The sequence below is a fragment of the Methanosarcina barkeri 3 genome (assembly GCF_000970305.1).
GTDB classification, from domain to species: Archaea; Halobacteriota; Methanosarcinia; order Methanosarcinales; family Methanosarcinaceae; genus Methanosarcina; species Methanosarcina barkeri_A.
Genome location: NZ_CP009517.1, coordinates 4,481,850 through 4,506,570, shown reverse-complemented (window position 1 = coordinate 4,506,570; position 24,721 = coordinate 4,481,850). Strand labels below are relative to the sequence as shown.

At 39.6% G+C, this 24,721-nt stretch carries 14 protein-coding genes; 8 read left to right on the top strand and 6 right to left on the bottom strand.

The genetic code is table 11. The features are described 5' to 3' along the window. Positions 1-163: 163 nt before the first annotated feature. The 5 genes from MSBR3_RS18435 to MSBR3_RS18415 form a co-directional block, all read right to left on the bottom strand. Complete coding sequence (locus tag MSBR3_RS18435) at positions 164-3,649, bottom strand: S-layer protein domain-containing protein (RefSeq protein ID WP_048109729.1); 3,486 nt, start codon at positions 3,647-3,649, stop codon at positions 164-166. 159 nt (positions 3,650-3,808) lie between these two features. Beyond that, a complete protein-coding gene (gene thiL, locus MSBR3_RS18430) occupies positions 3,809-4,831 on the bottom strand; it encodes a thiamine-phosphate kinase (protein WP_048109728.1) in 1,023 nt (340 codons plus the stop codon). Positions 4,832-5,368: 537 nt separating this feature from the next. After that, positions 5,369-6,151, bottom strand: coding sequence for an anaerobic ribonucleoside-triphosphate reductase activating protein (locus tag MSBR3_RS18425; RefSeq protein ID WP_048109726.1), 783 nt, complete (start codon positions 6,149-6,151; stop codon positions 5,369-5,371). 47 nt (positions 6,152-6,198) lie between these two features. After that, complete coding sequence (gene nrdD, locus MSBR3_RS18420; RefSeq protein ID WP_048109724.1) at positions 6,199-8,583, bottom strand: anaerobic ribonucleoside-triphosphate reductase; 2,385 nt, start codon at positions 8,581-8,583, stop codon at positions 6,199-6,201. A gap of 126 nt (positions 8,584-8,709) precedes the next feature. Next, on the bottom strand, positions 8,710-8,961 hold the full coding sequence (locus MSBR3_RS18415; RefSeq protein ID WP_048109722.1) for a glutaredoxin family protein: 252 nt from the start codon (positions 8,959-8,961) through the stop codon (positions 8,710-8,712). Between the two features lie 824 nt (positions 8,962-9,785). Here MSBR3_RS18415 and radB point away from each other — a divergent pair. Next, complete coding sequence (gene radB, locus MSBR3_RS18405; RefSeq protein WP_230628050.1) at positions 9,786-10,454, top strand: DNA repair and recombination protein RadB; 669 nt, start codon at positions 9,786-9,788, stop codon at positions 10,452-10,454. A 337-nt stretch (positions 10,455-10,791) separates the two neighbouring features. Here radB and MSBR3_RS18395 read toward each other — a convergent pair whose 3' ends face one another. Then, positions 10,792-11,892 carry an inositol-3-phosphate synthase gene (locus MSBR3_RS18395; protein ID WP_048109714.1) on the bottom strand — a complete coding sequence of 367 codons (1,101 nt, stop codon included), beginning with the start codon at positions 11,890-11,892 and terminating at the stop codon, positions 10,792-10,794. Between the two features lie 621 nt (positions 11,893-12,513). On the opposite strand from MSBR3_RS18395, the gene MSBR3_RS18390 reads away from it, so the two are divergent. The 7 genes from MSBR3_RS18390 (at position 12,514) to ppk1 (ending at position 24,682) form a co-directional block, all read left to right on the top strand. Continuing rightward, entirely contained in the window at positions 12,514-13,533 is a 1,020-nt protein-coding gene (locus tag MSBR3_RS18390; RefSeq protein ID WP_048110700.1) for an S-methyl-5-thioribose-1-phosphate isomerase, read from the top strand. A 493-nt stretch (positions 13,534-14,026) separates the two neighbouring features. Beyond that, positions 14,027-14,194: a preprotein translocase subunit Sec61beta gene (locus MSBR3_RS18385; RefSeq protein ID WP_048109713.1), complete on the top strand. Its 168-nt coding sequence runs from the start codon at positions 14,027-14,029 to the stop codon at positions 14,192-14,194. Positions 14,195-14,220: 26 nt separating this feature from the next. Beyond that, the gene (locus MSBR3_RS18380) at positions 14,221-15,192 is read left to right on the top strand and encodes an alpha/beta hydrolase family protein (RefSeq protein WP_230627624.1); all 972 of its coding nucleotides are present in this window, start codon (positions 14,221-14,223) and stop codon (positions 15,190-15,192) included. A 187-nt stretch (positions 15,193-15,379) separates the two neighbouring features. Beyond that, complete coding sequence (locus tag MSBR3_RS18375) at positions 15,380-16,564, top strand: ATP-binding protein (protein ID WP_048109711.1); 1,185 nt, start codon at positions 15,380-15,382, stop codon at positions 16,562-16,564. Next, the gene (locus MSBR3_RS19110) at positions 16,551-19,634 is read left to right on the top strand and encodes a tetratricopeptide repeat protein (protein ID WP_052723476.1); all 3,084 of its coding nucleotides are present in this window, start codon (positions 16,551-16,553) and stop codon (positions 19,632-19,634) included. The genes MSBR3_RS18375 and MSBR3_RS19110 overlap by 14 nt, the downstream gene beginning before the upstream one ends. 134 nt (positions 19,635-19,768) lie before the next feature. Beyond that, entirely contained in the window at positions 19,769-21,913 is a 2,145-nt protein-coding gene (locus MSBR3_RS18365) for an endonuclease MutS2 (protein ID WP_048109708.1), read from the top strand. Between the two features lie 582 nt (positions 21,914-22,495). Continuing rightward, positions 22,496-24,682, top strand: coding sequence for a polyphosphate kinase 1 (ppk1, locus tag MSBR3_RS18360; protein ID WP_080942454.1), 2,187 nt, complete (start codon positions 22,496-22,498; stop codon positions 24,680-24,682). The last annotated feature ends 39 nt before the right edge of the window (positions 24,683-24,721 follow it).

Below are 24,721 nucleotides of genomic sequence, written 5' to 3'. Positions count from 1 at the left end.
TTTCTGAATTCTTTATTTCTGAATTCTTTATTTCTGAATTCTTTATTTCTGAATTCTTTATTTCTGAATTCTTTATTTCTGAATTCTTTATTTCTGAATTCTTTATTTCTGAATTCTTTATTTCTGAATTCTTTATTTCTGAATTCTTTATTTTCCGATTGCTTTATTTTTTGGATTTTATCGAGTTAGTAAGCTCCTTTATCTGCTCAGATAGTTTTTCCATGTTTCCGCCACCCTTTGTAAAATAATAAGCAGCTCCGCCAATTATTAACAGGACAATGAGTCCAAGAGCGTAGAACAGTAAGGAAGACTTTTCTTTCACATTGTAGGTTGCGGTTTCTCCTCCAATTTCTACCGTGTAATTTCCTGGCACTTCTTCTGCGTGCTCAAAGGTTACAGTGGTATTGTTCCCAACACCCAGGGAAACATCTTTTGAGGCGCTTACGTTTCCGTTAATAAGCAACTTTACACTTTCATTTCCTGCAGCATTGCCTGTGTTTCCTAGGTTAACTGAGATTGTTGCGTTCTTTCCTGCATTTACCTCTAAAGGATTGATTACCAGGTTTGAGTATTTGAAGGTAGCTTCAAGGTCTTTCACTTTTACGTTTACTTCCTGGTCCTCAAATCCTTCCTTTTTTACGTCCAATTCAAAATTGCCACTTTTATCTGTCTTGTAGGTGATTTTTCCGCTGGAATCTGTTTTACCAATGATGTTTCCATCAATCGATACGTCTGCACCCTCAATTGGGTCACCACCGATCGCTTTGACAATCTCAACATTCAGGGTATCTCCAACATAAACTGTCTCAGGTGAAACGGTAATTACCATTTCTTCTTTCGGGGCACTGACGTTAATGTTTTTGTTTGCAGTTTTATAGTCGTCCTTTTTTGCAGTTATCTTGAAGGTACCGGCGTCTTTGGCTGTATATTCAATGACTCCATCATTATCGGTTTCACCTATGCTACTGTCGTTAACCGAAACATTAGCGCCTGCTATAGACTTATTGCCAGCAGTTACTTCGATATTAAACGTATCTCCGGCATAGATTTTATCAGGCACATCTATTTTCAGTGAGTTGTTGTCATTTCCATTACCTCCAGTTTCAACACTCACGAAGGGGTAGAACCTGAGAGTATTGTCATCAGCAGTCTTGAAACTGACATTGCCCATTATTTCAGTAGTCTCATCCTTGTCAAGCCCGATATCATCATCGTTTTTCATTGTAATGCCACTTTCAGAGACACCGGTGACCTCCATCTCTCCAAAAGTATCTCCATTATTGATTTCGGTGTACTGGTCCGAGAGCTGGAAAAGACCCTGTATGAATACAGCAGAATTTTCATTTCCTTGAAAAACCGAACCGATATGAGCAATGATTATGGGCACATCTTCCGCTTTTCCAAGATCAGTTTTATAGACATAGTCATCGCCCGATTGGAGGAATGCCTCATCTACTACATCACCATCTTTTTCAAGCTGGACCCTGACAGATTTTCCATTGATATCTACTTCCACGATATTCAAAGAATAACCATCTTCAAGGGTAAGGGCAGAACCCGAATCCATAGACTTTTTGTCGTCGTTGTCGGTAAGGACTTTACAGAGAATATTGTTCGAAAGAAGGCTCACATCATCAACAGATCCATTAACAGAGTCATCAGTGTATCCGGCAAAGTACTTGTCTGCCATGAAACCAATAACTGTGAAATTGCCCCATTTTTTGTGATCAAAATCAACAGCCTGAGGTGTGGATTTGTAGACTAGTTTATCTGAAGGTATATTCCTGTCTTTAAGCTCTTCCACTGTAAGGTTTTCAGTCCCAATTCCTTCGTCTATGTTGTAATAGAAACCTTCAAAGTTAAGGGGTGTCCAGCTAATGAGTGAATTACCATTAATGCTCTTGTCATAGACAGTCCCACGCAGCTCGTATTCACCCGCTTCCGAGGTGTCAAGAGTCGGGGCAAAGCGCAGTGTGTTATCATCAGCTACCTGAAGCTGTATTTTACCCATAAGGTCTACAGTATCTCCCTTATCAAGTCCGACGCTATCATCATTCTCCATCTTTATTTCACTGCTGCTTACGGAAGTTACTTTCATTTCCCCAAAGGTATCTCCATTACTGACCTCGGTGTATTGGTCCGAAATTTGGAAGAGACCCTGTATGAATACAGCAGAATTTTCATTTCCTTGGAAAACCGAACCGATATGAGCAATGATTATGGGCACATCTTCTGCTTTTCCAAGATCAGTTTTATAGACATAGTTATCGCCCGATTGGAGGAATGCCTCATCTACTACATCGCCATCCTTTTCAAGCTGGACCCTGACAGACTTTCCATTGATATCCACTTCCACGATATTCAGGGAATATCCTTCTTCGAGAACAAGAGAATCTCCTGCATTTGCTGATTTTTTATCGTCACTGTCTATGAGAATCTTGGAAAGAATACCTTCGGAAATAGGGCTAATATCATCATCTATAACCGTAGAATTTTCAGTATACCCTGCAAAGTATTTCTCTGCCATGAAACCGATTATCTGGTACGAACCCCATGCATTGTACTCAAAATCAGTTTTGGTAGGTTTTGTGGAGTACTCAATATTTTCTGATTTTATGCTTCTATCTATATCCTTAATGGTCATCTCTTCTGAGGATACTCCGGAATCAAGGTCATAATAGAAGCCTGAGTAACTCTGGGCAGTCCATGTGTAAGTTTCTGGCATTCCCTCTTCCCATATTCTGTTCCCAGTTGAATTGTCTGTGGATCCGACGGTTACAGTCCATGTTTTTGTCGATGAATCATAATTGCCGTTGGGGTCACTGACCACTGCTTTGAGGGTATAATTTCCTGCACTGTCTTCTTCAAAGTCATATGAAGAATAGGTTACACCTTCATCCTTTTTCTTTGATTCGTCACCAACAAGCCACTCAACATTAACATTCTGGTTATCCGTGCTGGAATTGACTTTGAAAGTTTTAGACACTCCTTTATCGACTGAAATAGTTCCTTCGGAGGGGTCAAGATTAACAGATAATCCTCCGGTAGTTGGTATTTTCCATGTCCAGGATTTTGATTCTGCACTGCCATTTTCATTTTCTGCATTCACTTTAATTGTATGCGTACCCTGTGTTGCAGAAGTGTTGGTATATGATGCCTCAGTGACAGACTCATTTTTCTGAACCTGGACATCATCAACATACCATGTCACATTTGATGTAGGGCTAACAGTTGCAGTAAACTTTCTTGATTCTCCTATGTTATTGTTAACCGTTGATGATGAAGGAGTAGATAATGTGATCACCGGTACGTTTGATCCTCCGGTTACACTCCAGGTTCTATTGTCTCCAGTTGACTGAACAGTTGCTTTAACATTGTATGTACCTTGATTAACGGTGTGATTGAGGGTAGAGGTATTCGTTGCACTATCATACGATGTTTGGGAAACAGTGCTTCCGTCAACCTGCCAGTCAATAGTTGCTGACTCGTTTGTTTGAACGCTAAAACCTTGAGTCTGGCCGACTATCTTATTGACAGTCGCATTATCTCCAGGCACTGCTGCTATTATGCTCGGGGCTGCAGCTGCAGTTCCGCAAAATAGACCTAGCACCAGAATTGCTGTAAATATCTGTAAACTAGTTTTTTTCATATTCTATCCTTCTGAACCTTGTGCATAAATTATTATGAGTTTAGTCAGTTTATTCTGACATTTGATCTATTTTTGTAAACTTTCGGGCTTAAACCAAGAGTTCTTCATTTTTATCTTTCTAATCCAGGATTCTGTTTCACGGGGGTAATTTATTTTTAATCAAGTGGATCTATCAACAGCTTTAGCTTTTAACTGCTGGTATCCTCTTTGCTCTATAGTTATAAGCTTGCATTCCGGGGATTCGAGTACAATGCCTGCTTCATACTTTGTACATTCTCCTATAACGACTAAGTTACATATATTTTGTACTTTTTTGATCTTTTGGGGGTCAATTGTAATAAGAAGTTCAAAATCTCCACCTGTGTAAAGAGCAAACTCTCTCAGTTTATTCGGGTCTAAAGCAAATTCACGGACCTCCTTGAGGATAGGAAGGGCACTTTCTCTGATCCTGAAGCCCACATGACTCTGCCTGGAGAGGTCATAAAGGGACATTGCAAGGCCGTCACTCGTATCCATCATGGATGTGACTGCTCCTGACTCTGCAAGTGTCCTTGCTTCTTTCGTGCGCGGGACAGGTTCAAAAAGTGCCTTCAGAATATTTTCACTTACTGGCTTTCTTAATTGAAGAGCTTCCAGAGCTACTCCGGCTGATCCTGTATATCCAGTGACACAGACAAGATCACCCGGTCTTGCTCCGCGCCGAAGAAGGAGCTGGCTTTTTTTTACCCTGCCAAGTGCCGTCCCTGTAATTGTCAGTTCTGCATGTGTATCAAGATCGCCTCCGATGATCGCAGTCCCACAGAATTCGGCACATGCCTGCATACCTTTTGCAAGGGATACAACAAAAGCAGTTTCGGTATCAACCGGCATTCCAATTGCCATAACAAGTCCTGTGGGTTCTGCACCCATAGCTGCGATGTCACTGAAGTTTACGGCTGCTGACATCCAGCCTATTTGCCAGGGTGTCATTTCTTCCGGGAAGTCAGTAGTCCTGTGCAGCATATCGGTAGTAACAACCAGGCAGTCTTCACCTTTCAGGTCAAGGACGGCGCAGTCATCCGAACCTGCGCCTATAAGGATTCCTTCCTGTTCTTTCTCCCTGCCATCAGATGTTTTGAAAATCTCCGATAAAATGGAGATTAGAGCGCGCTCTCCAACTGAAGATACTTTTGTGTTTTTCATGGTCTTTTTTGAAAATGCTAATTTTTGTGTTTTTTTCTATAAATAAATGCATTATGTGAGCCAAAAAACACTGAGTTCCTCTCCTTTATTTAATTTGTGTAACCTGTAAAGTCACACAAAAATTATAACAGTCTTCTCAGAATCATTTTCAGCATTATATGAGGTTTTTTCTAAAAATTCTACTTATTTCCACTAGTATTAATTAACAAATTTTCCTAAGTAAATTTCTTAAAGGCTTCACATTTTCATTTTATCTCTAGGAATGTATAAAACTTTTGTAAACTTCAAATTCATTTGAACTCAAAGCATGGTTTTCTGTAGGCCTCTAATAGAGAAATGTTTTACACTTTATTCACTTTTCAGACAAAAAAGAAAAGCACAAGAAGAAAAAACAAGCTTATATCAGTACAATCTCGTATCAATACAATCTCATATCAATACAATCTCATATCAATAGAATCTAATATCAATACAATCTTATATCAGTAAACATCAGATAAGTTAAACAAACTAGACTCTGAATTCTGTCAGGTTCGGTCATACAGAGCCAGAAATTATTTCTTCTCCGCTTTCTTTTGTTCTTATCCTTACATTTTTCAGAAACTTTTTTGCAATTTTACCGAGTTCATATAGTTCTTCCCTTTCCAGAACCCGCAGCTCCCTTAAATTTTTCTGCAAACTATGTTCCGGAATTCCCTGCTGCAGTACATAGGTAAGTTCCTCGTTCTTCATATGTTTCGAGATCCAGGCAGCTATGCTGGTAATTTCTTCCTTGCTTCCTATAAAATCTCTAATTAATGTTGTCCGAAGCTCCAGTTCCAAGTCACAGGAGTCTGCAATTCCAAGTGTTTTTATTACAGATGCAGTAACCTGTTCAGGCTTTTTTTTCACTGATTCATATTCTTCGAAGCCCGTAATTTTACCATAAAGTTCGGGATCATCCGGAGGAGCTTTTATATCGATAAAAAACTTATCAACCAGCTTTCGTTTAACCATTTCGCTTGCTGTTTCAGGATAGTAGCCGTTTGTATGAACCCCAATTGAAAGCCCCATTTCTTTTGCAAACTCTGCAAGAGGAATAATTGCTTTCTGCATCAAAGGTTCCCCTCCTGAAAATACAACTGCACTCACAAAGGGTTTTGATTCTTTAATCTGCTCTTTCACGAATTCCAATTTTACAAGGTTAAGTCCCTGGAGGTAGGGATGGTTCTGGCAGTAGGGGCAGCGAAGAGGGCATCCCCTAAAAAAGATAGTAACCGCAGCCCTCCCTCTCCAGTCCACGGTCGAAAGAGGGACAGTACCTGCGTAGTTTACTTTCATGGCTTACCGTTCTCACGCCTTTAAGTATAAAAAAGGTTAAGGGACCCTTACCTGAGTTCCCTTGTGCTGTACCGCTTTCTGTCCAGAAGTTCCTGACGTTTGCCTTTGTTCCAGCCTTCAACAGACTGAAGGTATCCTGTAATCCTTGAGAGATGCTGCACATTTTCGGACTTACACTTAGGGCATCTATCCAGCAGCCCATCGGCTACGTATCCTTCATCGGTGCATACGGTCATATCCTTGGTAAAGGCAAAGTAACCTGTCTGGGTGTTCTTTGCTATATGCATGGCAAGCTCCTGAAGGCCGTCAGGATCGGGCTGTCCTTCTCCAAGCCAGACATGCATGATATTTCCGCCGTCCACAATCGGGAAGAAAGTATGTTCATACTTTATCCTTTCAGGCAGAGATATATCTGCATTAACTGGAACATGAGTCCCGTTAGTATAGTAGATTGGCAGGTCATGTGTCTGGTTCAACTCGCTTTTTGCGGCCTCCAAATCCCCTTTAATTGTAAATTCGGCCTTGTCGGCATACTCTTTATGCAGGAGGTCCGAGACTGCAAAGCGCTGGGCTGTCGTTTCTGCAGGCGTTCTTGCAAGAGCAATCTCCATACCATTTTCATTTGAAAGCTTTTGAGCGTGCATTTTCATTTCAAACATAGCTCTGATAGCAAGCTTATAAGCAGCAGGAGATTCGTGGATCTGATAGCCTGTATGGTACTGGACCATTTCATTGATTCCTACTACTCCGATAGTATAGACAAGACTTTCAAAGTCCACAGCTATGGCCCCTTTTTCCTCTGTACCAGGATCTTTGGGACACTGGGCTGCAAAGGGAATTCTGTTCTTCTTGATCAGACTATTCATCCATCTACGTTTGATCTTGAAAACTTCCACTCCCTTATTCATCAGGGTCTTTAGCTCATTGAAAAGTTTTTCATCGTTATGTTCAGCTTTGTATGCAACCCTTGGGCAGTTTAAAGACAGAACCATCCATGAGCCCATTGAAAAGTGTTTTCCGTCCTTGAAATGAAGTTTATCATCGAACTCTTTATCATCAGTAGGATTTGCAGAAAACTGATACGCACAACATTGATAACACGAAATCCCTTCTCCTGCTCCTCTATATTCAGGAAGCTGGTTATCAAAGTAAGGAGTCCCGAATTTAGCAGCCAGCTCAAAGGTCATCCTGTACAGCTCTTTATAAGTCGGAAGCTCAGGGTGAGCTCTATTGAATTCTTTGTCTTCTTCCATAAAGTCAGGTTCAATGGAAATCTCTGGCTTTGGGAAGCTGAAAGGTTTACCCCATGCGTCTCCTTCAAGCATAACATCCATAAGAGCCTTGAAACCGAGACGGACTTCTTTTTCAAATTCTCCATAAGTTCTGAGAGGAGCCTTCTTTCCGTCCCATACTTTACCCATAGCGACAATAGGAATGTTTCTCCAGAGTTTCGGAACCCCGGGAGAAAGCTGAACAGATGAAAAGACAGTCTGTCCGCCTCTTGCACACATCATCTGCATCATCTCATAGACGAACATCTGCATAAGTTGTTTTATCTCGGTTTCGGACTTGCCTTCAAGATAGGGAGCCATAAAAGTCAGAAAATTGTAAAAACCCTGCCCGCCTGCAAAATTTGTCTGAGCTGAACCCATAGCTTTTACAGCATGAAGGAAAGCTACTTCAGCATTCTTTGCAGGTTTTGCCACGCTTGATTGAGTTCCTACTCCGTCAGGCATGAGCCCATAGTAAAAAAAGTAACGGAGATCCCAGTCCTGGCAAAATGGTCTTGTACCCATATATTCAAGATCATGAATATGAAAATCTCCATTAAGGTGAAGGTCGGCAAGTTCTTTTGGCATCAGAAGGAGATTTTGCTCTTTGGACATTTTGTCGGCTTTTCTTTTATGTGAGGTCTCGGCGTTATTCAGCTGGTTTGCGTTATCATTTGCTTCAAAGCCGTAACCAGTATCGATTTCATAGGCATCGTAGACCGAGGCTCCGACTCTGGTCATTATGTTTCTCCATTCAACATGCCCTCTGTCAAGCAGAATATTGTTTACTATTTCCCGGATAAGAGGACCTGAGAGAAACTTAAGATTCATCTTTTTAATGATCTTTTCTGCATCCTTTGCAATCTCAATAGCTTCTTCTTTTGTGATGGAGGGTTTATTATAGAAAACTTCGCTTAATTTTGTTTCTTTCAGGAGCTGGTTTACAATGATGTTTCTATCCCAGTTAAGAATGAAACCATCTGTTGTCCTTACTTTTGGAAGAGGGGAGACAGACAGTCCGTCAAGGGTTTTTTGCACTGGCTGGTTATCAGATAACTGGTCGTTTTTGGGGAGAGGAGAGACGGGCACTTCTTCAAGCGTCTTTTGGGTTGATTGGTTGTCAGATAACTGGTAATCTGGTAAGAGAATCTCGCTTGTCATTTTCTCATCTTCAGTGATTGTCTTAGTTCTTTAGTGATTGTCTTAGTAATAGAGTTTAATAATGAATTTGAAGAAATATTCATTTATTTTTAATTTCAGACCTTTGTTATCACAGGATTTTCTTCATCACAGGATTTCCTGGATTTTTTCAGGGTTTACTTCTCCCTCACTGAAGATTTCCTCGTGCGTAAGGAATGTATCATTGATCTGTAAAACAGGCGCTGTCACTGTGAAGACTCCGTTGAAACGCAGTTCCGTTAGAGCTTCGGGGGTAGACATGTCGGCTACCTCAAAAACGACTGAGTGTGCCTCCAGGAAAGTTTTTAATTTATTGCATTTCGGACAGCGTTCCGTTGTGTATATGATTATTTTTGCCATGCTTTACGTCCCTCTGATTTTACTCTAATTCCAATCTAATTTTTAACTACAGTTTCTTGCATAGGGCTTGCTTTGTTCTTACGCTCGTTCATACATTTTATATTTATTCCTATTGTATTAGGAGTGAGCGCGCAGGTACAGAACACACTACAGCATAAAACAAAGCCCCACATGGGTTACCATTCCTCAGCTAACCCTTATAGTCCCTACAAACGTGTCTTTTTAAATATCAGTCAGCAATATCGGAAAGGGGTACGGCTTCTAAAAAGTTCCCCCTTATATTGTTTTTTTCATCCTATTAAATGAAAATGACCTTTATTTTGAGGTAAATATTCTAAATGACATTTCCCTTAATAATCGTTTTTCAACTCATCTCTGAATACAATAACCCTTTTGTCTGGATACAATAACACCCTTTTTTTGTATACAAAGACTCTCTATTTGTTACCATATCTGGTAACGATTTAAGGATTCCTGTTTTTGCAAAACTGCCTTCTTTAGGTAAATAATTTCACGTACAGAAGGCTTTAAGGAATATCACAGCTGATTTACCGGGTACAGGTACGGCTAACATGTATAAGGCATTATTCCTCCAAACTCTCAAAAATATTATCTGATGACCGTTTTTTATTTTCACTGCACTTTTGTGAAGTTCTCTTCTTTTAAGGACCGGGAATCTATACCCGAGCATTTCATTTATATCAACTTCGTCTTTTTACTCCTCTTAGAAAATCTTTAATTTTCCTGGAACGGTTGAAAACCACAAAAAAACGTTATATCATGGGCCAGTTATAATTATTAAGTACAAAAAGAGGTGTCATTTCATAGAAAAATTATTATCTTCCGGCTGCAAGCCCCTTGACGAACTTCTGGGAGGAGGTTTCGAGAAAGGGATTGTGACTCAAATCTTCGGACCTGCAGGAACCGGGAAAACAAATATCTGCATCCAGCTTGCAGTGGAATGCGTAAAACAAGGGCAGAGAGTCATCTTCATAGATACCGAAGGGCTTTCTCCTGCTCGTTTCAAACAAATTGCAGGGGAAAACGCAAAAGAAATAGCGAGGAGCATAATTATCTATGAACCCCTTAATTTTGAGGAGCAATATGCGGCCGTAAGAGAGGTGGAGAGAATAGCCAGTGAGAATATCGGTCTGGTGATCCTGGATTCTGCAACTTCATATTATAGGTTCGAGCTCGAAGACGATGAGACAGGCATGAAAAGCCGCAGAGAACTTGCTAGCCAGATAGGGTATTTACACGCCCTTGCCCGCAAACACGGGTTTGCTGCAGTCATAACTAATCAGGTGTATTCCGATATTACCTCAGGAGGGGTGCGCCCGCTTGGTGGTAGTTCTCTGGAGCACATTTCAAAGACGATTATCCAGCTTGAAAAAACTGGCGAAGGAACCAGGCGTGCCATTCTGTATAAACATCGGTCCTGCCCGGAAGGTTCGAGTGCAGAGTTTAGAATTACAGCCGAAGGAATTCGCTAAGTCGTAGAAATTCGTTAAGTTGAGAAAACTCGTTAAGTTGAGAAAACTCGTTAAGTTGAGAAAACTCGTTAAGTTGAGAAAACTCGTTAAGTTGAGAAAACTCGTTAAGTTGAGAAAACTCGTTAAGTTGAGAAAACTCGCTAAGTCAAAGGAATTCGCTAAGTTAAGTAAATTCGCTGAGCTAAAGAGATTCGATAAACCGAACTAATAAATCGGGAAATATTCTTAGAAGAGCTTTTAATAATTACTCCTTTGATAACTCTGGACAGAAAAACTTAAAACTCCCGGTATTCCGGGGGTTTTAGAATTCCTTTTTACAGGAACCTCTAACAGAATTTTAACGTTCTCTGGTTCCAGATATAAATTCTTCAGTCCGCCTGTAAGCTTCATCGTCAGGATACTGAATTGCGGGATGTTTCATAAAGTAGGAAGCCGGGGAATACAATACACCTCCGATTCCACGGTCAAGAGCCAGCTTGCAGCATCGGATTGCATCGATTACCACACCTCCGGAATTAGGAGAGTCTTCTACGGAAAGCCTGAGTTCAAGGTTCATAGGTACATCTCCAAAAAGCTTGCCTTCCATTCTCAGGAAGCAAACCTTGTTGTCTTTCTGCCAGGGAACGTAATCGCTTGGTCCAATGTGAATATTATCGTCCTCAAGCTTTCTGGAAAGCACAGACTGAACAGCCTCGGTCTTTGATTCCCTTTTGGAAGCAAGCCTGTTCCTGTTGAGCATATTAAGGAAATCCGTATTTCCCCCGGTATTTAACTGATATGTTCTCTCGAGTTTTACACCTCTTTTTTCGAAAAGGTCTGCAAGAATCCTGTGCGTGATAGTAGCCCCAAGCTGGGCTTTGACATCGTCGCCAATAATTGGAATATTCTTTTCCTCAAACTTTTTTGCCCATTCAGGATTGCTTGCGATAAAAACAGGCATATTGTTTATGAAAGCCACACCTGCTTCAAGTGCACACTCGGCATAAAAACGGACCGCTTCTTCAGAACCTACAGGCAGGTAATTGAGAAGCATATCGGCACCCGAGTTTTTAATTTCGTTCACAATATCGGCTTTTGTGGCTTCCTGTTCCTTGCTGACAACAAAAGTTTGACTTTCTTTATAGTTTTTCATATGGTCAGAGACCCCGTCGAGAACCCTGCCCATTTTAACCTTCACACCTGTGGACGGAACATCAGGACAAAAAACCGCTGTGCAGTTCGGGGGAGCAAAGATAGCCTCAGAGACATCTTTTCCTACCTTTCTGGCATCAATGTCAAAGGCAGCAACAACTTTAATATCGCCAGGTTTATACCCTCCAATTTCCCTGTGCATCAGTCCTATGGGTTCTTTATCGTCGACTTTATAGTACTCAATGCCCTGTATCAAAGAGCTTGCACAGTTCCCGATTCCTGCAATTGCTATTTTTATTTTTGTCATAAGCGCTTACTCTCCGATGAATACCCAGATTCTCATAAACCTCATTAATGAAATGACAGATCTCTTATGATTATTGAATCTATAGATTCAAGGATTTACGGATTCAAGGTCCATGAAGTTTAATAATTTATATTTCTGAAAATTACGACTTCCTGTATTTTAACTATGGATTTTAAGTCTTGTCTTATTGCTCTGTTACTCTATAAATCTATTATATGTAGGTTTGCTTCTATGGAAAAAGGGGTTAGTTTATTTATATCTCACGTGTTACTTATTCTTTAAGTAAAATTTTTATTATGGAGTTCGGCTGCCAGAAGCTTGACCTGCCGCATTTTTCTAGTTATTTGAAGTTTAAGGTTTATCTTTAATATAATTTTTTTAAGTTTCTCCGAATACTTGGATAGTAGAATAAGAGAGTAACTGGATAGTAGAATAAGAGAGTAACTGGATAGTAGAATAAGAGAGTAACTGGATAGTAGAATAAAAGAGTAACTGGATAGTGATAACGAGAAGAATGTAACGATCCATGTAAGTTGAATAGGTTTTTATCTTATGTGGAGCTTGAAAGAAAAACGGAAACTTTTCCGGCAGAATCTGACGCTTACATTGGAATGTGATTTAATGAGGACAATTGACTGGAAGGAAGAGTCCAATTCTGTGGTGCTGGTAGATCAGACCCTTCTCCCTAAAGAGTATCGGATAATAGAATGCAAAACCCTGAGTTCTCTCTGTGAGGCTATAAAATCTCTCAGGATAAGAGGCGCGCCTGCTCTAGGTGCAGCAGGAGGTTTCGGGATTGCCCTTGCAGCTTTCCTGAGTGAGTCTAGAGATTTCGAAACAATAATAAGAGATCTTAAGATTGCAGGAAAGACCCTTAAGTCAACTCGCCCTACAGCAGTAAATCTTAGCTGGGGTGTGGACAGAGTTCTGAAAGCGGTTTCGGATGCCTTTGATGTTCAAGGTGTCCGAGAAATTGCCCTTCAGGAAGCCAGGGACATTGCAGAAGAAGACGTGGTCACCAACAAGTTGATAGGTGAATCTGGGGCAGAACTCCTCAAGGACGGAGATACCGTACTTACACACTGCAATGCAGGTAGGCTAGCCTGCGTGGATTGGGGTACGGCCCTTGGGGTTGTGCGTTCGGCAATTGCTGAAGGCAAAAAGATCAAGGTTATTGCCTGTGAGACCAGGCCCCTGAATCAGGGAAGCAGGATAACTGCATGGGAACTGATGCAGGATAAGATTCCAGTAACTCTTATTTCGGATTCTATGGCTGGATGGGTAATGCAGCAGGGACTTGTAGACAGTGTGCTTGTAGGAGCTGACAGAATTACCCAGGATGTCGTTTTCAACAAAATAGGTACCTATTCTCTTTCAATTCTTGCAAAAGAGCATGATATTCCCTTTTACGTAGCAGCCCCTACCTCTACTTTCGATTTCAATGGCTGGGAAGGCAGTGTAAAGATAGAGATGCGAGACCCGGATGAGTTGCGCTTTTTCGGATCTGAACAGCTTGCTCCAAAAGACGTGGAAGTTTTTAATCCTGCTTTTGACGCAACTCCCATGGAAAATATAACTGCTATAATTACTGAGAAAGGAGTATTTTATCCACCTTTTCTGCTGGACGAAGTACTTGTCTGAGAATTGTCTGTTTCAAGAGAGTGACAAATTCCCTTCAACTTCTTTGAGTCCTGGCTATTAAGAAGTTTCTCTGCTGGATTTATATATCAGAACTGTAAATTAGTGATAATTACCAAATTTAAGAGGAGATTTAACAGTTATTCAATGTTAATAACAGTTTGATAGTTAATTAGCAAATTCAGTATTAGTTAGCAAATTTAATACTAAGTAGCGAATTTAATAATTAATAAGTAATGGTTAGTTAGCAAATTTAATAATTAATAAGCTCAATAGTTAGTTAGTAAATTTAATGGTTAATTATCAAACTCAATAATTAGTTAGTAAACTTAATGATTGATTATCAAATTCAATAATTAATTAGCAGCTATGCTAGTTCTTGTTCTTAACTGTTAACTTCCACATAGTCTTTAACTATCAGCCAGAAAACCTATTACAGGCAAGTAAAGGCAGTAAAATTATATCTCAATCAATGCGCTTACACAGGTGTTAACACATGGCTAAAAAATCAGGTTCGGGGCTCCAGTCTTCTGCAGGGCTCATGCGCTATTATGAAGCAGATAAAAATGCAGTTCAAATCCAGCCCAAGATAGTGCTTATTGTCGGTGCCGTTGCTGGTATTGCAGTACTATTCTTAAGTGCTGTAAATGGTTTCTGGCCGTAATTGCAATTTTTTCCGGCAGGGTTCCCTTGAGCAGGCAGAATTCAGGAAAAAAAGAAACTAAACTCAGGGCTTCTTCAGGGACCAGAATCTCCAAGCCCACAATTTTTCTTCTGGGTTTTCTCCTCATACTTGTGGGTATTTTTGGAGTCCTGTATAATCCTTCCAACTCTATAAACGCTACGGCTCCCTGGAAGGTTTCGGATGCAGGCATTCTATCTTTTCCAGAGCGAGAAAAGCCAGTATTTACATCCCAGGAAATCGAAGATGTATATGCTCCTGAAAGCTCGGATACTTTAAGACTTCTGTCTTTTGAAAGTAAAGGAGAAAAAATCAAGGCTCTTTTAAGAGTTCCTGCAGACTCCTCTTCTTCTCCTGGCCTGATTCTGCTGCCTGGGGCAGGTGTTAGCAAAGAAGCCGAACAAGGTCTGGCTGCTGAACTTTCTAATATGGGATATGCAACTCTCACTCTTGACCAGCGCAACCTGGGCGGCATAAACACGGAAAAAGACCTTGAACTTTTCAAAGCCGGCCTTGAGCCCGTAGAATATACCATGGTTTACGATGTTCTTAAAGCCTCAGATGTGCTTGCGGCCCAGTCTGAAATTAATCCGAAAAAGCTTGCAATCATCGGAGAAAGCAATGGTGGAAGATTTGCAATCCTTGTCTGTGCTCTTAACCCTTCCCTTAAAGGAGTTATTGGAATCAGCACCTCAGGGTACGGAACTGAAGAAATTGATTCTTCCCTTGTAGATGATACTGAAGCTTACCGCTTTTATCGTTCAATTGACCCGGATACCTATCTCTCTACTCTTCCGCCTGCGAAATTCGTGTTGATTCATTCTTTTAATGATCCGGTAATCTCCCACGATCTGGCGCTCAGGATTTATTCCCTTGCAAAAGAGCCAAAAGCAATGTATAACGTTACTGAGGGAACACACGGATATACGGCCTCAATGCATCCCTATCTTGAAAAAGAACTTGCGATAATTCTTTCCTGATTTTACCTTCAAATTTATTTCTTATTTAGAAATTTTTGTTTCACTTTTAATTTTTAGCTATTGTTTATTCCTTCTCAGTTTATATAATTTTTACAATTTACATCTAATTTTATATTATATAACAAAAATGTTATATAACAAATTTGTTATATAACAAACTAAGTTTAGATCTGGTTGAGTGATATCTATGATGCCTGTAGGAAGCCCTGCAATTGGAGAAGACTTTATTGATCGTGAACATGAGATCAAACAGATTCTAGCAACGTTAGAAAAAGACAATGTCCTTCTTGCCGCGCCTCGAAGATTTGGAAAAACTTCTATTATGCGCAAGTTAGAAAAAGAATTATCTGGTAATGATAGCATTGTTGTTTTCCTTGATGTTGAAAGTGTGTATTCTCCACAAAGATTCTTGTCTGAAACTATTATGGAATTAACTGAATTTGAAGAGTTCAGTGAAAAGTCTGGTTTTCGATCTCAAGTCAAGAAAATTTGTAAATGCGTTCAAGACAATGTAGAGGAAATAGAGGTTCCTACGATAATTAAGGCTAGATTGAGAAGTAGCGTTGAGGAAGGTTTGGAAGAATACTGGGTAGATAAATCCGATGCATTATTTAAAATAATTAATTCAACCAACGTAAAAATCTATTTTGTTTTTGATGAATTTCCCATTGCTATCAAGAATATGAATCCACTGGACGCAGAAATGTTTTTATCGTGGTTTCGGAAATTGCGGCAAACTTGTACAAATGTACGTTTTATTGTTGGGGGTTCTGTAAGCATTGAACGGGTCTTAAGAACTATTGGGGGAACTAATGTCATTAATGATTTTAAGATAATAAGAGTAAATGGTTTTGAAAGGGATGTCGCACTTAAGATTGTTGAAAATGTTTTTGATGACGAAAGCTGGGAATATACACCCTTGTTAGGAGACAAAATTTTAGATTGCGTTGGAGAGTCTTACATTCCTTATTTTGTCGGGATTATGCTCAGTACTATAGTAGATGAACAAATTATTACTGGAAAAGCGGTAGACGAAGTTTTAATTGAAGACGTTTATAATAATCGCCTTCTTGGGAGCAAATGTAAGCATTATTTTGATCCTTATTTCAAAAGGCTCAAAGTTTTTTATCAAGAAATGGATGTAAAAGCTGCAAAGGCAATACTGGGAAGAGTCTCAACTACAGAAAATTATCCTATTGAACTTGCGTTTGACGCTTTTCAGCAAGAAACAGGATCTCACGATTATGAGCGTTTTTTAGATCTGATTTCTGACCTTGAAAATGACTTCTACATAGAAAACGATTACGGAAAACTTAATTTTTACTCTAAAGTACTCAAAGATTGGTGGAGGATTTTTCATGGGAATATCTAAAGGCAGCAAGCCTGATCACATCAGTCGTAGTGTATCTATGGCTGTTGGTAGAACTTCTATTAGCGTCTCTTCTAACAATTCTAAAGTCACTTTATACAGATATTCTCCGGAAAACATACCTTCAGAAATTTTAGAAAATATCTTTGTTGGAAGAGATGACCTTTTTAAAAAAGTATTTAAAGAACTTGAAACAGCCGGAAAAAACAAAACCCCAAGATTTTATTTGATTGTAGGTTCGCGAGGAATTGGTAAATCACATTTTTTAATCATGCTATACCATAAAATTAAACAGGAGCTGAGTTATCTGTATATTCCGGTTAAGTTTGCAGAAGAAGAATATTCAGTTTATCGAGCTTCTGACTTCTTCTTGAGAGTTCTGCAAGAGCAAAATGAGGATACTTCAGGTATTTTGTCTCTCAACAATGAAGACGAGATCCTTGACGCTTCTCTTGACAGACTTAAAGAAATCGCCAAAAAAGAAAATAAAACATATCTAGTTTTTGTTGAGAATTTACATGAAGTATTTCGGCAATTCGAGGCAAAGGAAGTTCAAAAATTAAGGTCAATTTTCCAAAAATATGACTTTTTTTCAATTGTGGCATCTTCTCCTATTATTTTTCCAGGCGTGGCTGAAAGCGAAGAACCTTTTTATAACTTTTTCAGGATCCAGTATTTGAAGGAACTCACAGTTGATGAAATTAAGATTTTGCTTAAAAAAATCGCTAGAAACGAAGATAACAGTGAATTTCTGGAGAACTTCAATAAATATGAATCCAGAATAGAAGGCATAGCCCATCTTACCGGCGGAAGTCCGAGACTTGTAATATTTTTTTATGAATTGATTGCCAGAGACAACTTTGAAGATATAGAAAAAGTATTTTTTAAGATACTGGATGAACACACTCCTTATTATCAAGAAATATTCCAGCTTCTAACAGGTCAGAAAAGGCTAATATTCGATACGGTTATCTCTTCTGAATCCCCTCTGACACCAAAGCAGATTGCTGAAAAATCGAGAATTGATGCTTCAACTGTCATAACACAGCTTCGGAGATTGGAAAAGGATGGCTATGTTCTTTCAAGACCTATGGGAAGAGAAACCTATTATGAAGTACGTGAGAGACTTTTCCGTCTTTGGAGAGATATGAGGCAGCCTCTTGGAAGAAATAGAATCTCAGTCTTTATGGACTTTCTGAAGTTATGGTATACTTCCGATGAACAAAAAGAGATTTTTGAAAGGAAATTACATCTTCTCGAATCCGGAAACAAAGACGTTCTGAAAGATCTTTGTTACTACGTTGATGTCTTACCGGATAAATATAAGACAGAAGCTATTCTGAAGCTCACACCTAAAATTATAGAACTTGGAGAATGGGAAGAAGCTGACTATGATATCCAAAAATTAAAAGAAATTGCATCTCATAATACAGATAAAGAATTGAAAGCAAAATCATTAGTTTTAGAAAGTATTTATCATTATAAAAATAATGAGAAAATCAGCAATGTACTTAAAAAAGCTTTAAATTTTGGCTCAAAAGATTACTTTAATTTTTTAAATTCTGGGCACGTTAAAATATTTCAAGAATTATCAAAGGTATTCGATAAAATTCTCAAACTAGCTCCTGAAGATGGATACGCGCTTTCTAGCAAAGGATATTCTTTAATTTCATTAAAAATGTATGAGGAAGCTGTTGAAACTTTTAGTAAACTTTTGGAACTAAATCCTGAAAATGAGTTTGCACTTTCAAGAAAAGGATCTGCTTTATTTTTAATAGGAAAATATGAAGAGGCTATTGAAGTTCTTAATAAAGCTCTAGAGATAAATCCCGAAGATGAGTTTGCGCTTTCCAACAAAGGATATTCTTTAATTTTATTAGGAAGATGTGAGGGATCTGTTAAAATTTTTAATAAAATTTTGGAATTAAATCCCGACGATAAGTTTGCGCTTTCTAACAAAGGAACTTCTTTAATTTTATTAGGAAAATATGAGGAAGCTGTTGAGATTTTTAACAAGGTTTTAGAACTGACCCCTGATGATGAGTTTGCGCTTTCAAGAAAAGGATCTTCTTTAGCTTTATTAGATAGGTATGAAGAAGCTGTTAAAGTTTTTAGTAGGGTTTTGGAACTAAATCCTGACGATGAGTTTGCGCTTTCTAATAAAGGATCTGCTTTAGCTTCATTAAAAAGATATGAAGAGGCTATTGAGGTTCTTAACAAAGCCTTGGAGATGAATCCTGAAAATGAGTTTGCGCTTTTTAACAAAGGATCTTCTTTAATTTTATTAAATATATATGAGGAGGCTATTAAGACTTTTAATAAGGTTTTGGAACTAAATCCTGACGATGAGTTTGCGCTTTCTAGCAAAGGATATGCTTTAGCTTTATTAGATAGGTATGAAGAAGCTGCTGAAATTTTTAGCAAAGTTTTGGAACTAAATCCTGACGATGAGTTTGCGCTTTCTAATAAAGGATCTGCTTTATTTTTATTAGAAAAGTATGAAGAGGCTATTGAGGTATTTAATAAAGCCAAAAGTATAGCAAGCGATGAATCACATAAAATCAAAAGTGCTTTTAGAATACTCGAAGCTTATATTTCCCTTAATGAGATTAACGAAGCTGCCACTGAACTCGAATCAATAAAAGATATAATGTACAATCAGGATCCCGATTTGATTGAAGAATTCATTGGCCTATGTTGGGATTTAGTTTTTGAAGAACTAAAAATTGGAAATATCGGAAATGGTAAAAAATTCGTAAAAACCGTTTTTGATCTCGAAGTAAGGATTGAACAAGAAGTGTTTGAAAGTTGCATGATGAGTTTCTTCAAAACAGTAGTTGATTCTGGAGAATTTGAAATCCTCAAAACAATCATTAATGAAATTATAGAAATTAAGGGTGGCAACTGTCCAGAGCTTCTCAAACTTTTGTGTAAGGCGGTTGAAATTGTAGAAACAAAGGATGTTCAGATATATTATAAGTTACAGGTTGAAGAACGGGAAATTGTGGCTGAGATTGTTCAAAAAATTTCCAAATCAGAAGACCTGTTGCCATCAGAGTATAAAAAGCGATGAACGACATTTTTCTTTGTAGCCACGCATCGTGGCAATAAGTCGCACTAAAATTAATTTATTTGCCAAGAGTTTTATATTTAAACTTTGTTTTAGTTCTCGCGATATAATTAAAAGAATTACAAATTGTCCTTTAAATGATATCAGAGCAAAAAATTTCAAGCCTTCGGGAAATTCATGGAATAGGTGAAAGGGTAGCCGATAGGCTGACTGAGCACTTTGGAACTGAGGAAGCCGCTCTTCAGGCTATTTGCGAGGGTGATATAGCTTCGCTTTCTGAGGTCAATGGGATTAGCCGTAATTTTGCTCTTTCCCTTTCCAGATATGCCAGATCCAGAGCTGAAGGCTGCTCAATTTCCGATTTTCTCAGAACAAAAGAAGCTCTAGATCTTTATTCCCGCCTGCTTGAGCTGATAAAAAGTTTTGCCCATACGACGCATGCCAGGGACAAACTAAACCTTTTTTACCCATTACCTGCTTCGCGCATGGATCTTATCCGAGAGAGACAGGCTTTCATAAGAGAGTATCTTGAACTGGGAAATGCCTTCCCTGAGAACTCCGAATTTCTAAAATTGCTTACGAGCGTCAGTGAACTCAGGCCAGTGTCCGGGAACCTCAGAGTCAGGGACCGGGTAATTTTATGCGGGGATTCAAAAATCTTTGAGGCAGCCAGAGTAAAGTTCCAGGACTTCCTGCCTGTCCAGGCTATAGAAAATCTATCGGAATTTGTAGATCTAGCAAGAGGTTACTCCAGTGTAATTGTTTTTGATGACACTTATCTCGGCTTTGATTTACCTGAAGGCATTGAACCTGAATACCTCCAGGACCTTTCCAAAACTGAATTCTGGCAGGTTCTGCCTGAAAAAGAACTGGCATTTTTTGCGCGGAACCTGAACTGCATCCGTTCATGCCTGAATATTGTATCAGCTCTTCGCTCAGGGAAGTTTGAGATTTTTGAAGAACTTTCAAAAGAAAAGCTTGACGTACTCGAGACCGCTCTCTCAAAGCTTGGTGAAGATGGAAAACCCGTTGAAGGTTTTGATCCTGAACTTGACAGGCTCGGAGCAGCCCTTCAAAATCTGGATCCTGCATTGACTTCGGCTCTGAATGAAGCTAACCAGCGTATGAACCGAACCCTTGAGGCAAGTTCCCTTACTCTTAGAGGGCAGGAACTCGTCAGGCTTGTAAGCGGCGGAATGGAGATTAAAGACCTGCTTACAAAGGAACTTAATAAAATCTATAAAACCGAAACTGAAGCAATCAAAGAAGAACTTGCTAAAAAACTAGGGCTTCAAAAGCAAGAAAAACTAATGCTTGACTCACTCTTTCCTGATGAAATCTCCTACCCTCTCTACGCAGATCAATCTCAGTTGCAGCTTCTCAGGCAAAAGTTGAATAATAGCCTTGAGAAAACACGGCTTGCCAGAAAAAGAGAACTGGCAAAAACGCTTTCAGGTTTTCACCAGCCTGTAGAAAAACTTGTCAGGAAAGTCCTGGATTTTGACCTGGGTTTTTCGATTGCCTGTTTCTCTACAAAATTCCGGCTTAATCTGCCCACGTTGATTCCTGAAGCTGGAATAGGTTTTATAGGTGGAGAAAATCTCTTTTTAAAAGCCCGATATGGAGAAATCGATCCCGTCAGTTACTCCATCGGAAAAACCGGATTTTCTCCGGCAGGTATGGAAAACAGAGTTGTACTTTTGAGTGGAGTAAACTCAGGAGGCAAGACTTCCCTGCTCGAACTCCTTTCCCAATGCGTAATTCTTGGGTATATGGGTTTTCCGGTTCCTGCAAAAAAACTTGAACTCGGGCCTGTAGAGGAATTCTACTATTTCGGAAAATCAAAAGGAACTCTCGACGCAGGAGCTTTTGAGACTACCCTTAAGCAATTCTCAGTGCTCTCCGAAGCCTCAGAAAAACTGGTACTTGCGGACGAACTGGAATCCATCACTGAGCCTGGAGCTTCTGCACGAATTATAGCAGGAATTCTTGAATATCTATACAGAAATGAACAGAGTCTTGGGGTTTTTGTTTCCCATCTTTCAGAACTCATCCTTGAAAATACCGGAACTGAAGTAAGAGTTGATGGGATTGAGGCAGATGGTCTCGATTCCCATCTGGAACTAATTGTAAACCGGAATCCTGTATACAACCGTATTGCTCGAAGCACTCCAGAGCTGATTGTGGAACGGCTGTTCAGAAAGACCACTGGAAAAGAGCAGGAGTTCTACTCTCATTTAAAAGATAAATTTAAAACCAGCTCAAAAGCAACTTTTAAATAAACTTTAGTATACTATTTAAAAAATATTAATAAAAAATTTACTTAGAAGTTTCTGACCTTTTCTGGCAATTTTCCATTACTTTTTTTTCTTTTATATCTGGGGCATCTTTTTTTTGTTTTTGTCAGTAATTGGTTTCAAGAGATAATATTATAAATCTTTAGTTCTATATACTAATAAATAGTAATGAGTCAGCAGAGATTCCTTAGACCCCTGAAATCCGGCTGATACAAAAGTTTATATATGTTTTGGTGTCAATGCATGTCCGATAACTTAATAAGGAGATTGTGTTCCCCCCTGCAAAAGGACTCAAAACTCTAATCGGCTAACAGGGTTGATGTTATCAAGGAAAAATTTCTTAAGGCTAACTATACTATCTTAAGGCTAACTGTACTAAGTTGTTTGAGTGAACCCGGGGGATATCTTCTTTTCAACCCAGCAAAACCGGGTGCCAATCAGGTAATGAGGGTGCCAATCAGGTAATGAAATTGAACATGAGATCTACAGAGATCCTACCTTCAGATCTTTTATTATTTTTAAAGACTAGTTTGAATAAGTGCAAAACCCAGGTCACGCGTGATAGCAATGGAGCGGAACTTCCCCATTCAGTGTGCAGATTTTGATAGGCTGATTATGGATAATGTTAAAGGAACTCGGGTAGAAGTTTCCGATATGCCTGACCTCAGCGATCCATGTTTATACACGGACCGCGAGTATAGCTGGCTTCAGTTCAATGACAGGGTACTCGAAGAGGCTTTTGACGATCGCAATCCTCTGCTTGAAAGAGTTAAGTTTCTTTCTATCTTCGGAAGTAACCTTGATGAATTTTTCATGGTCCGGGTTTCAGGCGTCCAGAAGAGAATAATGGAAGCTGCGAAAGATGACCGGACAGATGAGCTTGCACAGGAACAACTTCGCATCATCCGGGAAGAGCTTCTCAGGCAGCTTCCTCTCAATGACAGCTGCTGGAACAAAATGCTTGAGCCTGCTCTCAGGGAAAAAGGAATTAAAGTCCTTAATTACTTTGAGCTTTCTAAAAAAGAAAGAGAAAAATTGAGAGATTATTTCGAGAGAAATATTTTCCCTTTACTTACTCCTCTCGGTTTTGATTCAGGACATCCTTTCCCTCATATTTCCAACCTCAGCCTTAACCTTGCAGTATTAATTGATGATCCAGACTTTGGAGAACGTTTTGCCAGGGTCAAGATACCTCCGATGTTTATGCGGCTAATAGTTGTTCCTGAAGGTGACCAGGAGAGAATAACTTCCAGTCTGGAAGAGCTAAAAAACGGTCGTTTTGTCTGGCTTGAACAACTTATCGCTGCAAACCTTGACCTTCTATTTCCCGGGCAGCGAATCCTGGGAGCTTATCCTTTCAGGATCACACGCGATGCAGACCTCGGGTTTGATGAGGATGGCGACAAAGACCTTCTGACCGCTGTAAAACAGAGAGTAGGCAGGAACTACTTCGGGTCTGTTGTCAGACTTGAGACCGATTATACTATGCCAACAAAAGTCTCGGATATTCTCCTTAAAAACCTGGAACTTTCCCCTTCCCTTATGTTCAGGTCTGCGGCTCCTCTGGGACTATCAAATCTCATCAAACTTGCACAGATCAACCGTCCTGAGCTTAAGTATGAGCACTTCGAGCCTAAAAAGCATTCTCAGTTAGCGAATAAGGAGCAAATTTTTGCAACTCTGAAAAAAAGAGATATTTTTCTCTATCATCCTTATGACAGTTTTGAATCCGTAATCGATTTCGTGGAAGAGTCTGCTGACGATCCTGATGTTTTGGCAATCAAAATGACTCTGTACAGGGTGGATGACAATTCCAGAATAATTCAAGCCCTTATGAAGGCTGCTGACCGGAGAAAGCAAGTAGCGGTTCTGGTAGAACTTAAAGCCCGTTTTGATGAGGAGAACAATATAGGCTGGGCAAAAGAACTTGAGCGCAAAGGAGTTCATGTAGCTTATGGCTTCCCGGGACGTAAGACTCATGCCAAGATGTGTCTGGTTGTCAGGGCCGAAAAAGAAGGTATCAGGTATTACGTGCACATGAGCACAGGAAATTATAACGCAGTCACAGGAAAGCTATATACCGACACGGGCTACCTGACAAGTGACCCGTGCATAGGCAAGGATGTCTCTGACCTTTTTAATGCCCTTACCGGATATTCGCGAAAGGACCATTATATCAAACTCCTTGTAGCTCCCCAGACTCTAAGACACCAGATTTTAGAGCGTATCAGGCGTGAAATTGACCTGCATGAGAAGTATGGAAATGGGCACCTGATCTTTAAAATGAATTCTCTTGTGGACTACCAGTGCATCCGGGAACTTTATAGAGCTTCTCAGGCCGGAGTGAAAATTGACCTTCTTGTTCGGGGAATCTGCTGCCTCAGGCCAGGTATTATTGGGCTCAGTGAAAATATCAGGGTTACCTCGATAGTTGGCCGTTTTCTTGAACATTCCAGGATATATTATTTCAGGAACGGAGGAAAAGAAGAAATCCTTATGGGAAGCGCAGATCTTATGCCGCGCAACCTGGACAATAGGGTAGAAGTTCTCTTTCCGATATCTGCCGAGTATATTCCTGTCGTGAGGGGCGTAATCCTTGGCACTCATCTTAAAGATAACGTAAAAGCCCGCTTGCTGCTCCCTAACGGCAAGACTGAAAGGATCTACCCGCAACCTGAAGAAGAAGAACTGGATTCTCAGGCATGGATGCTTGAGAATAGCAGAAGCTGGGATTTAAGCTCTAAGAAAGGTTGAAAAGAGAATTTCTTCTTAGAATCTCTTCTTTTTCTTTTT